The 14,360-nt window shown below is 60.2% G+C and carries 14 protein-coding genes; 9 read left to right on the top strand and 5 right to left on the bottom strand.

Annotated features, from left to right (window positions below):
* The first annotated feature begins 67 nt into the window (after positions 1–67).
* Positions 68–1,237 carry a GNAT family N-acetyltransferase gene (locus B0G69_RS10670; protein WP_121316847.1) on the top strand — a complete coding sequence of 390 codons (1,170 nt, stop codon included), beginning with the start codon at positions 68–70 and terminating at the stop codon, positions 1,235–1,237.
* Positions 1,238–1,246: 9 nt separating this feature from the next.
* The gene (locus tag B0G69_RS10665; RefSeq protein ID WP_121316846.1) at positions 1,247–1,573 is read left to right on the top strand and encodes a GIY-YIG nuclease family protein; all 327 of its coding nucleotides are present in this window, start codon (positions 1,247–1,249) and stop codon (positions 1,571–1,573) included.
* 36 nt (positions 1,574–1,609) lie between these two features.
* On the opposite strand, the gene B0G69_RS10660 is transcribed toward B0G69_RS10665, so the two are convergent.
* Complete coding sequence (locus B0G69_RS10660) at positions 1,610–3,703, bottom strand: FUSC family protein (RefSeq protein ID WP_121316845.1); 2,094 nt, start codon at positions 3,701–3,703, stop codon at positions 1,610–1,612.
* 506 nt (positions 3,704–4,209) lie between these two features.
* Between B0G69_RS10660 and pstS the strand changes: the two genes are divergently transcribed.
* From pstS to B0G69_RS10645, 3 genes are all read left to right on the top strand, one after another.
* Complete coding sequence (gene pstS, locus B0G69_RS10655; RefSeq protein WP_121316844.1) at positions 4,210–5,229, top strand: phosphate ABC transporter substrate-binding protein PstS; 1,020 nt, start codon at positions 4,210–4,212, stop codon at positions 5,227–5,229.
* Between the two features lie 125 nt (positions 5,230–5,354).
* Positions 5,355–5,591: a hypothetical protein gene (locus B0G69_RS10650; RefSeq protein WP_121316843.1), complete on the top strand. Its 237-nt coding sequence runs from the start codon at positions 5,355–5,357 to the stop codon at positions 5,589–5,591.
* Between the two features lie 309 nt (positions 5,592–5,900).
* Positions 5,901–6,530: an NUDIX domain-containing protein gene (locus B0G69_RS10645; RefSeq protein WP_241991299.1), complete on the top strand. Its 630-nt coding sequence runs from the start codon at positions 5,901–5,903 to the stop codon at positions 6,528–6,530.
* A 15-nt stretch (positions 6,531–6,545) separates the two neighbouring features.
* Here B0G69_RS10645 and B0G69_RS10640 read toward each other — a convergent pair whose 3' ends face one another.
* Positions 6,546–7,091: a low molecular weight phosphatase family protein gene (locus B0G69_RS10640; protein ID WP_121319294.1), complete on the bottom strand. Its 546-nt coding sequence runs from the start codon at positions 7,089–7,091 to the stop codon at positions 6,546–6,548.
* A gap of 138 nt (positions 7,092–7,229) precedes the next feature.
* On the opposite strand from B0G69_RS10640, the gene B0G69_RS10635 reads away from it, so the two are divergent.
* Positions 7,230–7,496: a hypothetical protein gene (locus B0G69_RS10635; RefSeq protein ID WP_121316841.1), complete on the top strand. Its 267-nt coding sequence runs from the start codon at positions 7,230–7,232 to the stop codon at positions 7,494–7,496.
* 119 nt (positions 7,497–7,615) lie between these two features.
* Here the strand turns inward: B0G69_RS10635 and B0G69_RS10630 are convergent, their stop codons facing one another.
* Together B0G69_RS10630 and ppa are read right to left on the bottom strand one after the other, a co-directional pair.
* Positions 7,616–8,083, bottom strand: a complete 468-nt coding sequence (locus tag B0G69_RS10630) for a hypothetical protein (protein WP_121316840.1) — start codon at positions 8,081–8,083, stop codon at positions 7,616–7,618.
* 201 nt (positions 8,084–8,284) lie between these two features.
* Positions 8,285–8,812, bottom strand: coding sequence for an inorganic diphosphatase (gene ppa / locus B0G69_RS10625; RefSeq protein WP_121316839.1), 528 nt, complete (start codon positions 8,810–8,812; stop codon positions 8,285–8,287).
* A gap of 327 nt (positions 8,813–9,139) precedes the next feature.
* On the opposite strand from ppa, the gene B0G69_RS10620 reads away from it, so the two are divergent.
* From B0G69_RS10620 to B0G69_RS10610, 3 genes are all read left to right on the top strand, one after another.
* The gene (locus B0G69_RS10620) at positions 9,140–10,579 is read left to right on the top strand and encodes an aldehyde dehydrogenase family protein (protein ID WP_121316838.1); all 1,440 of its coding nucleotides are present in this window, start codon (positions 9,140–9,142) and stop codon (positions 10,577–10,579) included.
* Between the two features lie 67 nt (positions 10,580–10,646).
* Positions 10,647–11,405: an SDR family oxidoreductase gene (locus tag B0G69_RS10615; protein WP_121316837.1), complete on the top strand. Its 759-nt coding sequence runs from the start codon at positions 10,647–10,649 to the stop codon at positions 11,403–11,405.
* A gap of 169 nt (positions 11,406–11,574) precedes the next feature.
* Positions 11,575–12,891 (top strand): MFS transporter, encoded by a 1,317-nt coding sequence (locus B0G69_RS10610; RefSeq protein WP_121316836.1) that lies wholly within the window; start codon positions 11,575–11,577, stop codon positions 12,889–12,891.
* 445 nt (positions 12,892–13,336) lie between these two features.
* On the opposite strand, the gene B0G69_RS40615 is transcribed toward B0G69_RS10610, so the two are convergent.
* Positions 13,337–14,296 (bottom strand): hypothetical protein, encoded by a 960-nt coding sequence (locus B0G69_RS40615; RefSeq protein WP_147440719.1) that lies wholly within the window; start codon positions 14,294–14,296, stop codon positions 13,337–13,339.
* Positions 14,297–14,360: the final 64 nt, after the last annotated feature.

The raw sequence follows: 14,360 nt of genomic DNA, 5'->3' as shown, positions 1-14,360 counted from the left end.
CAAATCGGATAAACAAACGACGCGGTCATCACGACACCGCGCCGCTCATTGGGAACAGTCACACAGATTGAACCAGGAACGCTTCGATTATCGCACGGGCATTCTGGCGTCGCCCTCCGAGGTGGACGCCGCCGAATGGAATGCCCTCCTCGCGCAGCAGTCGCAACCCACGCCGTTTCTGCGGCACGAGTTTCTGAGCGCGCTGCATGCGAGCCAATGCGCGGTCGCCGATACCGGTTGGGCGCCGCAATTCGTCACGCTCACCGACGCCCGTACGGGCAAGCTCGCGGCCGCCGCGCCGGTGTATCTGAAGGGGCACTCGTACGGCGAGTATGTGTTCGATTGGGCATGGGCCGATGCGTACAAGCGCAATGGCTTGCCGTATTACCCGAAGCTGCTGTGCGCGGTGCCGTTCACGCCGGTGCAGGGCAACCGCTTGCTATCGACGGATGCGCACGCCTTGCGGCATCTTGCGGCCACGCTGATGGCGTTCGCGGAGCAGGCCGACGTGTCGTCGCTGCACGTGCTGTTTCCCACCGAGACCGAAGCGGACGCGCTTACCGGCATGGGCATGATGCAGCGCGAAGGCGTGCAGTTTCATTGGCTCAACGACGGCTATCGCGACTTCGACGACTTCCTCTCGACGCTCGAACAGAAAAAGCGCAAAAACATTCGCGCCGAGCGCCGCAAGGTTCACGAGGCGGGTGTGACGATGCGCCGGATTCGCGGCGAGGACATCCAGGACGCCGACTGGCGTTTCTTCAGCAAGTGCTATCGGCAGACGTACCGCGAGCATTTTTCGAGTCCGTATCTGAACCTCGATTTCTTCCGCATGATCGGCGCGACGATGCCGGAGAATCTGCTGCTCGTGATCGCCGAATACGCAGGCAAGCCGATTGCGAGTTCGCTCGTGGTGTATCAACGCGACGCGGCAACTGGCGGCGCCTTGTATGGCCGCTACTGGGGCGCGTTGGAACACGTACCGTGCCTGCACTTCGAAACCGCGTACTACCAGCCGCTTGAATTTTGCATCGAGGAGAAGCTCGGCGCGTTCGAAGGCGGCGCGCAAGGCGAACACAAGATGGCGCGCGGTTTTCTGCCGACGGTGACGCGCTCCGCGCATTGGCTCGCGCATCCCGCCTTCGCCGATGCGGTCGGCCATTTCCTCGACAACGAAAAGAACAGCATCCACGCCTACGTGGATGAGCTGCGCGAACACAATCCGTTCAAAGGGTAAAGCGCGTTTATGGCGTGGTTTCTTTATCTGCTCGAATGCTCGGACGGCAGCGTCTATACCGGCATCGCCGTCGATGTGCAGGCGCGTTTCGACAAGCACATGAGCGGCATGGGCGCGCGTTATACGCGCTCACGAAAACCGGTGCGGGTGCTGGCGTCGTTCGAACTCGCGGACCGCTCGAGCGCGTCGCGGGCGGAGTATTGGGTCAAGCGCTTGTCGGCGGTCGATAAGCGCGCGCTGGCGGCGGGGTTGCGGACGATCGAATCGGTGATGCCGGTGGCGGAGCCGGTCGCTGAAGAGACTGAAGAGACGCGTGAGGAAAGCGACGCCGCGTGATGACGCTGATTTGACGTATTGCCGCGCCCTCACCCACTACCCCCTCGCCTCCCGCATCCTCTCGGTCAACAATCGCTGCATCCGCGCCAGCTCGCCCACTGCATCGGCTTCGAGCGAAGTCAGCGTATCCCGCGCGGGAAGCTCATGCCGAACCGGCCGCAAGGTCCGGTTTAACGCCGCATCGATATCGGCGCTCACCTGCGCGACCCATTCTCCAAGTCCATCGTGCCGGTCGCGCCGGTTCGTGCTCAGACGCAACTGCGTCGCGGTGCCGGCCATTCTGCGCAACAGGCTCAGAACCGTCAGCGTCACCGTATCGACCATCGTATCTTCGAGTTTTTCGAGGCGAATCCGTCCGATCGCTTCTTCGGCGTTATTGCTGCCAAGACCGGCCGCGCGGCGCAAACGCTCCATGTCCTTCGCGCTGCGATGTGGCGACTCCAGTGCGGCACGCAGATATGCCACATTCGCACGCACCGCCTCGCTCAGATAGGCGCGGTAGTCGGCCTTTTCACGCGTCGGCCACAGATAAAAAGTCGCGAGCAGCGCGAGCACGCAGCCGAGCACGTTATTGCCGAGCCGCGTGAGCGCGAATGAGAATTCGTTGGCGCCCGGCGTCGCGAAGTCGGCGACGAGCACGAAGGTCGGCGTGAGAAACAGCACGAAGAGGCTGTAGCTGACGGGCCGCAATGCCATCGTCGCGATCACCAACGGAAAGACCGCGAGCGATATACCGAGCGGCGAATGAATCGCGTAGCCGATCCCCGCCGCCAGCACGCCGCCGACGATGCTGCCCGCCGCGCGCTCGATGCTGCGCGGCCACGTCGCGGCAATCGACGGTTGCAGGATCAGCAGCGTCGCCATCGTGGCCCAGTAGCCGAACGGCATGCCGAGCGCACGGATCACCAGAAAACCCGTCGTGGTCGTCACACCGACGCGCGCCGCGTGGCGCAAGCCAACAGACTGACTCGACAGATTGGCCTTGAACGTCGCCCACGCGCGCGCCGCGAGACGGGTCGCGCCCTCCGTCCAACGTTCGGGCTTTGCATAGCGCGGCGCGAAGTCGACCAGCTCGAAATCGGACTGCAGCTTCACGGGTTCCATCAGCGCGCTTTCGAGGCGCGTCGCAAGACGGCGCAAGCGCGCCTGCAAATCCGCGAGACGCTCCCAGCGCGCGTCATTGGCCGCCGTGGCGATGCCGCGCAACACCTCGCCGAGCGCGCTCAACAGGCGGGCTGCGCGCTTCGCGCGCCAGGCGTCGTCGGGGACTTTCTCACTCGCGCCGGACACGGCGATCAGATACGCGAACAGCGCTTCGCCATCGGTCAGCAGGCCGAGCAGCGTGTCGTAGGCCGGCCGGCCGTTCGTGCGCGACGCGGGCACCTTCGCCAGCGCCTCGCGCGAGCGCTCCAGCGCGGCGCGCGCATCGGCGCGGAATTTCGCGGCATGCGTGGCCCAGTCGCGCGGCGGCGCGCGACGCTCCAGCAAACGCGCGCTGTCCAACGCGATGTCGGCGAGCCGCAGATACACGGCGCGCAGCGTCGAACGGCTCGCGCCGAACGGATGAATGCGCCACACGCTCAAACTGAGCGCAACGGCAAACAGGCAGCCGACCAGGTAGACGCCGAGAAACGCGATGCCGGCGCGCACGTCGTGCATCGGCCGGTCGACCATCACCACGCAGGCGGTCGCGGCGAGAATCGTCACCTGCGCGGTCGCCGCGCCCCAGATGCGGCCGAATGCGCCGAGCGCCGTGAACACGAGCACCGCGAGCGCCGCGAACTGCGCCCCGGCGCCGGAGGCGAACGAGGTGAGGCCGCCGCACAAAGTCGACAGCAACGCGAAGCCCATCATCGACGCAAAGCGCGCACGGTTGGAACCGGCGGCGTCGGCGAGACAGGTCCAGAAGGCGCCGATCGCGGCCCACGCGAAGACCGGATCGTGCAGCACGTTGCCCACCGCCAGCATCGCCGTGGAGGCGCACGCTGCTCTCAAGCCTTCCGACAGACTGGCCTCGCTCGTCGCGAACGACACCATCCAGACCGGCCGCTTGCGATAGATCGCAGTGACGATCGCATACAGCCGGCTCGACCAGCGTGGCGACGACGGGTAGGACTTGCGGTTCACCATCCGGACGATGTGCTCCTGAAAACGCTCATCAAGCGTTGCGTTTGGCGCGAGGTCCGCGCTTCGATCCAGCCGAGCGCAATTGCACACGGAAGGTGGTCAATGTTACGGGTTAACACCTAAATATGAAAATGCCTTCGCCTCATCCCCGCGATGCACTGCGTCTATACGCTCGGCCATGCCATCAAGATCGATCTGCCTGCTTGGACCATCGTGTGGCGGGATGAGCCGAGGCTCGCTGACGCTTGCGGGGTAGAACATTCAATTGCCTTTCGGCGTCATCGTCTTTAGTGGATTCCGCTTGGATTGTGGCGTCTTGCTTTGAAAATCCGCGGAGCAACGTCTAGTGTTCAGCAATAGGTCGTGATACTCGACAAGCAATGCCGACGTTCGAAGCAACGAACGACTGCAGACAAACCATAGTATTTTTTCGCCGTGCCCTATACGGCGAGCTTCACTTAACGAGCTTCAATAACAATTCGAGTGAGGTTTTCGTGAGACATGCTCTGATGCTGACGGTTGGTCTGGCAGGCGCCCTCTTCGTCAATTCAACCCGAGCCGCTGACATTAGCGGTGCAGGCAGCACCTTCGCCGCGCCCATCTACACCAAATGGGCAAGCGCTTACTTGGGCACGGGCGGCGGCAAGGTGAGCTATCGCGGTATCGGCTCAACGGACGGTGTCAGACAAATCGTCGCAAGTCAGGTCGACTTTGCCGGTACGGACGCACCGCTCAGCGCAGCCGAACTCGCAAAGAACGGCTTGTTTCAGTTCCCAACGGTTATCGGCGGCGTCGTTCCGGTCGTTAATCTTCCCGGTATCAAGTCCGGCGAATTGACGCTCACTGGCCAGGTGCTCGGCGACATCTTCCTCGGCAAAATTATCTACTGGGATGACCCTGTCCTCGTTGCACTCAATCCCAAAGTGAAAATGCCCGATACGCCGATAGCCGTGGTCCGCCGTCTCGACGGCTCTGGCACGACACTTATCTGGACGCATTTTCTCTCGCAGGTCAATCCCGAATGGAAGAGCAAGGTCGGCGAGGGAACTTCGGTGCACTGGCCTCGCGGAATAGGAGGCAAAGGTAATGAAGGCGTAGCGACCTTCGTGAAAATTCTGCCGGGGGCAATTGGTTATGTTGCATGGGACTTCACGAAACAGAACCACATGTCCTATGTCGCCATGGACAATGCGTCCGGCGTGGCGGTTCAACCCGGGCCGGAAACATTCAAAGCGGCTGTCGCCAGTGCCGATTGGTCGAAATCACTCGTCCCGATTCTGACTAATGAACCGGGAAAGAACGCGTGGCCGGTCGTCGGTGCGACGTTTGTATTGCTTCACAGTACGCCGGCGATGTCGCAGCGCGGCGATGAAACGTTGAAATTTTTCGACTGGGCACTCGCGAACGGCCGACAGGCCGCGGAGGATCTGGACTACGTTCCACTTCCCGCAGCTGTCGTCGACGAGGTCCGTGCTCAACTACGCAGCAAGATCAGAAGCGCGTCGGGCAAGGCAATTAGCGCGCAGTGACTTTCCCTGGGCGTTCATTCGATTGAGGAGCAAGAAAATCAGTGACGAACTTTACACTCGAATTGTTGACGTGCGTCACCCATGTGGGTATGTTCCAGCCCTCAAAATTACCAGGAGCCGCGTCGATGGTCGAAGACTATGAAACAACACAGGAAATCGAGATTGAATTCAACGGCGTCTGGTTTCGAGGTCGATATCGCGTCATGAATGGTACCGTTATCGTTTATTTCGAGAATGAAATAAAGTTTGCCAGTCACGACATGAACCGACCCGATATGGTCGCCAGATGGCTGCTGACCGACCTGGCGCGCCGCGTCGAGTCAAGGAAGCGCAAGGCAGTCAGTGGCGGACACTCGTCCTGAGTAAGAGGCGCGGCGTGCGCGATTGTCCTCCGCAGTCGTTGCTGCTCCTCGCGTGGCTCCTCCAAATAGTGAACTGCCTTCTTCAACGTATGCGGCTCGTACGCGCCACTTCCGCATTTTCTTTAACGCGGCCAGTACACTCGTCGCAACCCGTGCGTCCCGAAACGCATCTGGCTGGCGACGCAATAGCTTTCGCTGGTCACTTCAACCGCTTCTGAATCCTTTTGCCCCTTTGCAGACTTAGGTTGCTTCTTCGACAGTTCCTGTTATGAAGCAGCGTTTCAGTGCGTGATGCCACAAAAATGTCACATGAGAAAATCATCATTGCCCGTGGGCCACCGGCAGCCGATGAACTGCATGGCGGCAGCGGCATACTGCGTGTCGCAGGCAACTCCCAGGAATACACAGAATTCGCGAAAAAACGCGGAACCCAAGCGCTTCAGAAGGCAAATCAAAGAAGCGCTTACTCATGGAAGAGACGATGTGAAGCAGCGAGCAACCGTTGTGTGTCAGCTTGGCACAAGAATTCTGCTGGTTGGCAAGGAAGGCTCGCGGTGGTCGTTGCCGGGCGGCAAAGCCTCGGCCGGCGAAGGCCTGCACGAAGCCGCAATCCGCGAGTTAAAGGAAGAAACGGGTCTGAATGCGGCATGCATGCGGTATCTGTTTAACTTCACAGGCGTGCGCACACGCCATCATATTTTTTCGGCGCAGATTGAAGACCGGCAGACGCCTGTGCCTGGCAACGAGATTTCACGCTGTCGCTGGGTCAAGGTGACGGACGTGGCTCACTACGAGACAAGCACCTGTACCCAGGGAATTATCGAAATTCTGTCCATGGGTGCGCTTCGGCCCGCTCAGGCGGCGAGTCGCTATCAGCGGAGGCAGGCCTTCGTTCTGAACCTGCGAGCGGCCTACCCAGACTCAATTTTCTGCGGATAGCGAGCGATCGCAACTTCAGCAACTGCACGGCGCGACGGCATCCAGACCTGTGGATGCCATGGCCGCTGTTTCACCGGGGTGAAGTGTGTCGATAGTCGGCGCGATTGCGCGCGCCGCTGTCAGGTAGCGAGGAAGCTCCACGAAGAGGCCGATCCGGCGAACCATCTGCCGGAAGACTTGTTCGAACGAGCGTTCGCGCTCGCGTTGAGTCATCCCTTCGGCGAGCGGGTCGGCGAAATGCCACGTGCAGAATGAAGGCGCACCCGGGAAGGATGGTGCGTGGTACTCGTCGAGGCGCTCGTCCAGTGCAACGATGAGGTCCATCGTCGGTGCCCGCTCGCCGATAAATTCCATCCAGTTTTTGGGGATAAGTGTGGCCAGCGTCGAGATGCCGGGCCGCAGCTGCGCAATCGTCAACGGATGCAATCTGGTGGCCGGCCTGTCGCCAGCGCTGAATGCATTGAACCGCTCTCCGGCCAATTCCCGAAGAAGTGCTTCAGCCATCATGCTTCTGGCCGAATTTTCCCGGCACAGAAACAACACGTTATATTTCCTCCACATCGACATCCCCGTACTATGCTTTTTGACTAGCCGTGGATTTTGACTGGCGAGTCTTGCACGTCTGTGACGGACGCCGGTCTGCGCCCCTGCGCTTTCGGCGCGACGCCAATCCCAACCTATCTTTCGAGTCGCCGCTAGATGTCTGACAAATCGCACCAGCCCGGGCGGTCCCCCGAGGCCATCGACCAAGACTTTGCCGACCTGATGGCATCGAAGATGCCAAGCGCGGTTGCGCGCGACAAATTCGAAAGGCTCTGGGACGAGGTTAATGCGATTGCAGTGAAAACCGTTCACACGGCTGAAGGGCAACGATACATCTCGCTGCTCAAGCGAATGCACCAGACATTCGAAGATCGCTATCCCGTTGGTGGCGTCGTGAACGGTCACGGCAAGCGAGGCTCGTAGCAGTCGACGAACCCTTAAACTTGCCCGCTCCTCGCAGGAGAGTCGCTTCTACGCGACTCATGTCCTGCGACGAGTGAGGCGAGTGCGACGACCTTTGACGACAGTCGCACTCAGCCGGCTCAGGATTTTGCTGGCCGCCCGGTCTTGACTTGCTCCACCGCGGACACGGCGGCCAGCAGTCGCTTGGGTGCCGCCGATTCGAGCATCAGCAGACCCGCGCGCAAGAGTTCGCTCTTCTTGATAGAAACGCCCGCCGCCAGGCACTTGAGCTTAAGCGCTGCGATTTTCTCGTAGTCGGACTGGGGCATGGTGAAGCTGTCGCGTACGACCTTATCCTTTTTCGCCCGCTTGGCTTTGACCTCAGCATTGGCTTTGGACGGCTTGGTCTTCACTGTCGCGCTGGGCTTGGTCTTAGCTGTCGCGCTGGGCTTGGTCTTCGACGATTTTTTGACCGTTGCCGCCTTTTTCGGTGCGCTCACCTTCGGCGCTGCCGCTACCGCCTCGTCCTCAACTGCGGTAGTGCTATCAGCGGCCTTGGGGAAATGAAATGCTTTCTTGGTTGCTTTTTTAATGGTGGGTTCGCTCATGCTCGTCTTCCGTTTGATGTTCGGTATAAACAGTATATACGGTTTCTGAGGGATAACCTGCTTTGGGTCAGGTCACCATGCGGACCGCGCCCTCCATCAAAACCGGAGCGCAAAACTAAAAAGCCGCAGGAAATCAAAGGCAAAGAAAACGCTCCCGAGGGAGCGTTCTGTCAGCAAACCAAGTTTTCTGATTGCCGGACTTTACTTCGAGAAGTTCGCAACGCCTTCGCTGATTTCCTTATGCGCGGCTTCGATGCCCGCCCAGCCCTCGACCTTCACCCACTTGCCCTTCTCCAGCGCCTTGTATTGCTCGAAGAAGTGCTTGATCTGGTCTTTCAGGTACGCCGGGACGTCGTCGATCGACTTGAGGTCGGTGGTCATCGGGCAGACCTTGTCGTGCGCGACGGCGACCAGCTTCGCGTCCACGCCCGATTCGTCGGTCATCTGCAGCATGCCGAGCGCGCGGGCGCGCACCACCGAGCCTGCCAACAGCGGGAACGGCGTGATGACGAGCACGTCGACCGGGTCGCCGTCGCCCGACAGGGTTTGCGGAATGTAACCGTAGTTCGCCGGATAGCGCATGCCGGTGCCGATGAAGCGGTCGACGTGAAGCAGGCCCGTTTCCTTGTCGGCCTCGTACTTCACCGGATCGCTTTGCGCCGGGATTTCGATGATGACGTTGAAATCGTGCGGAAGGTCTTTGCCTGCGGGGACGTGATTGAAGCTCATGAGCGCTCTCTGATCAGGATGGAAGTCGGGACACGGCGTGCGGCGCGCAGGCTCGAGTTTACAGGTCCCGCGTGAATTTCGTGTGGACCTTGCGTCGAGCGGCATTGCGCACCGAACAGTGCGGAATGCGCCATTATAGCCGCTCGGCCGTTGCCACCGGGCCGGGGATCGGCGCGATAATCGTTCTGCGTCTACCGTTCGCTTCAACCATTTGCGTCACCGGTTAGCGTCACCCGTTAGCGTCTCTCGCTTGTGCCTCACTTGTATCTCTCGTTTGTGAACACCGCGTCGCCGGACACGGCTCGCGCGAAACATCAAGGAGCATGCATGGAAGAAGCCCGACACTTCATCGGCGGCGAGTGGTCCGCCGCATCCGGCGGCGACACGATCGCCGTGCTCGATCCCTCGGACGGCCAGCCGTTCACGCGCATCGCACGCGGCACCGCGGCCGATATCGACGCCGCCGTGCACGCCGCCCGCCGCGCCTTCGAAGGGGCGTGGGGCGCGGCGAGCGGGGCCGAACGCGGACGCGTGCTGTACCGGCTATCGATGCTGGTGGCCGCCCGCCAGGAAGAACTGGCGCAGCTCGAAGCACGCGACACCGGCAAGCCGCTCAAGCAGGCGCGCGCCGATTCGGCCGCCCTCGCCCGCTATTTCGAGTTCTACGCGGGCGCCGCCGACAAGCTGCACGGCGAAACGCTGCCTTATCAGAACGGCTACACGGTACTGACGATCCGCGAGCCGCACGGCGTGACCGGCCACATCGTGCCGTGGAATTACCCGATGCAGATTTTCGGGCGCAGCGTCGGCGCGGCGCTTGCCACCGGCAACGCGTGCGTCGTCAAACCGGCCGAGGACGCGTGCCTGTCCGTGCTGCGCGTCGCCGAACTGGCCGCCGAGGCGGGCTTGCCGGCCGGCGCGCTGAACATCGTCACCGGCTATGGATACGAAGCGGGCGCCGCGCTCGCGGGCCATGCGGGCATCGATCACATTTCGTTCACCGGGTCGCCGGAAACCGGCAAGCTCGTCGCGCAAATGGCCGCCGAAAACCACGTGCCCGTCACGCTGGAACTGGGCGGCAAGTCGCCGCAAATCGTTTTCGCCGACGCCGACCTCGACGCGGCGCTGCCCGTGCTGGTCGCGGCGATCGTGCAGAACGCCGGGCAAACCTGTTCGGCGGGCAGCCGCGTGCTGATCGACCGAGCGATTTACGAACCTCTGCTCGACCGCTTGAGCGGCGCATTCAATGCGCTGCGCGTCGGCCCTTCGCAGGCCGATCTCGACTGCGGTCCGCTGATCAACGCGAAGCAGCAGCAGCGCGTGTGGGACTTCCTCTCCGATGCGCAGCACGACGGCATCGCGATGGCCGCGCATGGCGAAGTGATTCCCGAGGCGCCGGAAAGCGGCTTCTATCAAGCGCCCACGCTGCTGCGCGACGTGCCTGCGAGCCACCGCCGCGCCCGCGACGAAGTGTTCGGCCCGGTGCTCGCCGCCATGTCCTTCAGCGACGAAGACGAAGCGCTCGCGCTCGCCAACGGCACGCAGTACGGACTCGTCGCCGGCATCTGGACCCGCGACGGCGCACGCCAGATGCGACTCGCGCGACGCGTGCGCTCCGGCCAGGTGTTCATCAACAACTATGGCGCGGGCGGCGGTGTCGAATTGCCGTTCGGCGGCGTTAGACATTCGGGCCACGGACGCGAGAAAGGCTTCGAGGCGCTGTACGGCTTCACCGTGCTGAAGACCATCGCGATCCGGCACGGCTAAGGGCATCCCGATTCGATTCGATTCATGCAGACAGGCAACACCATCCACAACAAGCAACGGAGACATCATGCGGTTGACAGGTAAAACGGCCATCGTCACGGGTGGCGGCTCGGGTTTCGGCGAAGGCATCGCGAAGACCTACGCGCGCGAAGGCGCGAACGTCGTGGTCAACGATCTGAACGGCGCGGCCGCCGAGCGTGTGGCGAGCGAAATCGCGCTGGCCGGCGGCAAGGCCATCGCGGTGGCGGGCAACGTCGCGCAGCAAGACGACTGGCGCACACTGCGCGAGGCCGCGCTCGAAGATTTCGGCAGCGTGCAGATCGTCGTCAACAACGCGGGGACCACGCATCGCAACAAGCCGGTGCTCGAAGTGACCGAAGCCGAGTTCGATCGCGTCTACGCGGTGAACGTCAAAAGCATCTACTGGAGCGTGCAGGCGTTCGTGCCGTATTTCCGCGAGCAAGGCGGCGGCTGCTTCATCAACATTGCGTCGACGGCCGGCGTGCGGCCAAGGCCGGGGCTCGTCTGGTACAACGGCAGCAAGGGCGCGGTGATCATCGCGAGCAAGTCGCTTGCGGTCGAACTCGGCCCGGACCGGATTCGCGTGAACTGCGTGAATCCGGTGATCGGCGAAACGGCGCTGCTCTCCGAGTTCATGGGCGTCGAAGATACGCCGCAAAACCGGCAGCGTTTTCTTGCGGGCATTCCGCTCGGACGATTTTCGACGCCGCAGGATATTGCGAATGCTGCGTTGTATCTGGCGTCGGACGAGGCGGAGTTTATTACCGGCGTGTGCCTCGAAGTGGATGGCGGGCGCTGCGTGTAACGGCGTGCGGGCCTGACGTGAGCCGGTCCGTTCGCGCGGGCCGCTCATGTGTGGCCGCGCGGGCGTCAGTGTTTTCCCCCGGTATTGATTCGTCATGCAAAGCACCGGGCGCGGCTAGAATCGGTCCCAGTCGTTAGCGCTTCAATTCCACAAGAAAAGAGGAGACATCATGGCTAGTCCCGCAAATCCGCTTCAGCATCCCGGCGCAGAGGCGCCGTCCACCTTCGAAGAGGCCACCTACCGCAAGGTCAGCTGGCGGCTCGCGCCGCTTCTGATGCTCTGCTACGTGGTCGCGTATCTGGACCGCGTGAACGTCGGCTTCGCCAAGTTGCAGATGACGAGCGACCTTGGCCTGAGCGATGCGGTGTACGGCTTCGGCGCGGGGATTTTCTTCGTCGGCTATTTCATCTTCGAAATTCCGAGCAACGTGATCCTGCACAAGGTGGGCGCGCGGGTGTGGATTGCGCGGATCATGGTGTCGTGGGGCGTGATCTCGATGCTGACGATGTTCGTCACCACGCCGACCATGTTCTACGTGATGCGCTTTCTGCTTGGGCTGGCCGAAGCGGGGTTCTTTCCTGGGATCATCCTGTATCTCACGTACTGGTATCCGGCGCATCGGCGCGGGCGCATGACGACGTGGTTCATGACGGCGATTGCGCTGTCGGGGGTGATCGGCGGGCCGGTGTCGGGTTATATCCTGAAGAGCTTTAACGGCATGAACGGATGGCATGGCTGGCAGTGGCTGTTTCTGCTCGAAGGGATTCCTTCGGTGATCGTCGGGATCATGGTGTTTGTGATGCTGGATGATCGGATTGCGAATGCGAAGTGGTTGACGAACGAAGAGAAGCAGTTGCTGGAGCGGCAGGTGTCGACGGAGGAAGCGACCAAGCATGACATGCCGATTCGTCAGGTGCTCACGAATGGGCGTGTGTTGATGTTCAGCCTCACGTACTTTTCGTTCGTGATGGGCTTGTATGGGGTGAGCTTCTGGTTGCCGACGATTATCAAGGCGACTGGGGTGACTGATGCGTTCATGATCGGGCTGTTGTCGGCGATTCCGTTTGCGGCGGCTGTTGTCGCGATGGTGCTGGTTGCGCGTAGTGCGGATCGGCAGCGCGAGCGGCGCTGGCATATTGCGTTGCCGGCGTTTGCGGGGGCTGTGGGCTTGGTGCTTTCTGTCGTGTGGGCGCATAACACCGTGCTGGCGATGGCGTCGCTCACGCTCGCTACGATGGGGATTCTCACTACTCTGCCGCTGTTCTGGAGTTTGCCTACGGCGATTCTCGCGGGGACGGGGGCGGCGGCTGGGATTGCGATGATTAATTCGATCGGAAATCTTGCCGGTTTCTTGAGCCCCTATGCCGTTGGGTGGTTGAAGCAGGCTACTGCGGCTAATGATTCGGGGATGTATACGTTGGCCGCATTTATGATTCTTGGTGGGCTGCTTGCGATTAGTGTGCCGGCTAGGATGGTTAATAAGTGAGGGTAATCTTGGCCGTGCTCGGTAGTTGGAGCTTTACATTCGTGCCAGCTAATCAAGCGTCCAAGTTTCGGCGGCTACCGCCTTAAATTGTGGCGACGTTGGCACTCGTCGGACCATGTAATCGCGAAGCGGTTGTTGAACAATTATCCTCTTCGACGCGCTTCGCTTTCAAACTTGTTGCCGATAAAGTCGTAGCGTCGCGACAGGCGTGCGAGGCAACGCAGATTTGTACTCAAGCGGCCTTGATGTGCCTTAGGATCTGAACCGGCAGAAGCGCATGCCTTTTTCTGCAAGTTCGAGCGGGGGATCCGGCATGCCCGTCACAATTGTCCACAAGATTTGACGCCCTTCCTTAGACCCTGCCTCCGAACGTAGGCCACTCACCTTAGATTTTGACGTTGCACGTAGAAATCAAGTTTTTCCAAATGCCAGCTTGATTGAAAACTCACTTCTCGGTTCTATCGGACATTAGCCCCTTGGGTTTCGCTAGTGCGCAAAATTCCTCTGCGGAGTACTTCATGGTCAGGGCCGCAATTCCACTGGCAAGGAGCGGCACTCCGATCTTAAAGTCGCCCATTGTCGTCACAACTGCTGCCGAAAAATAGCCTTCATTGAATACCTTCGGCACTTTTTTCGACCAAAGCACATAAATCGGGCTAGACGGCTTGCAGAATGTTTTCCATGCAATGCGCCGAAGAAGTGCAAATGTGGTACGACCGATCTGCTTTGGCTCCGCGGCCTTTTCAGGTGCTGGCAACAGCTTTCTATCAGCGGCAGGAAGTTGTTTTACTGAAAAAGAACGTACATCGCTGAGCAAATTCAAGCTTGCGACTGGTACGCTATTGCCGATGAATTTAAATATTTCATCGTCGCTACTATGTTGCAGGAGAAATACAGCTTTCGCCTGAATTTCAGCGGGATTCATCGCCTGATCGCCAAATCCAATAAGCTCAGCAAATACGCACTCTTCTTCGATTCGCTCAACGAAAATTTTCTGAAAGCGGTGACGCGTTCGATCCGACTTAATGTTGTTAAGCTTCGAAACAACTTCTTTTATTAATTTCTTTGAATCATCGACTTTTTTTAGTCGAAGGAGGCAAATCGCGAGTAGAGAACTCGCCTCCAAATAAAGCCGCGTGTCTGGATTAGATAGCTTTCTCACGCCAATCAGTCCGGTTTCTGCGTATGTCAGGCGATTAGCGTCAACGCACGCTTCAAATGCCCATAATTTCGCTTGCAAAAGACGATGATGAGCTCGGTCATTTGGAAACAACGCTTGAATTTCGGTTGCAATTTCAACCGCCAATTCCGACTCGGCTTCGCGAACGGCCTGCTCTAGTCGCTTCTCCAGTGGCCTCAGCTTGGCAAGTTGCTCATCACTCAGTTTCGAATTCGACATTTTCATATAAGGAAGGCAGGGACGGCGCAAATTATGAGGTTTGCGGTCGAGGCCCGCAAGGGCAGTATTT

It is taken from the genome of Paraburkholderia sp. RAU2J (assembly GCF_003634845.1).
GTDB classification, from domain to species: domain Bacteria; phylum Pseudomonadota; class Gammaproteobacteria; order Burkholderiales; family Burkholderiaceae; genus Paraburkholderia; species Paraburkholderia fynbosensis.
The sequence above is the reverse complement of the archived record's forward strand: the minus strand, read 5'-3'. Positions and strand labels throughout refer to the sequence as shown.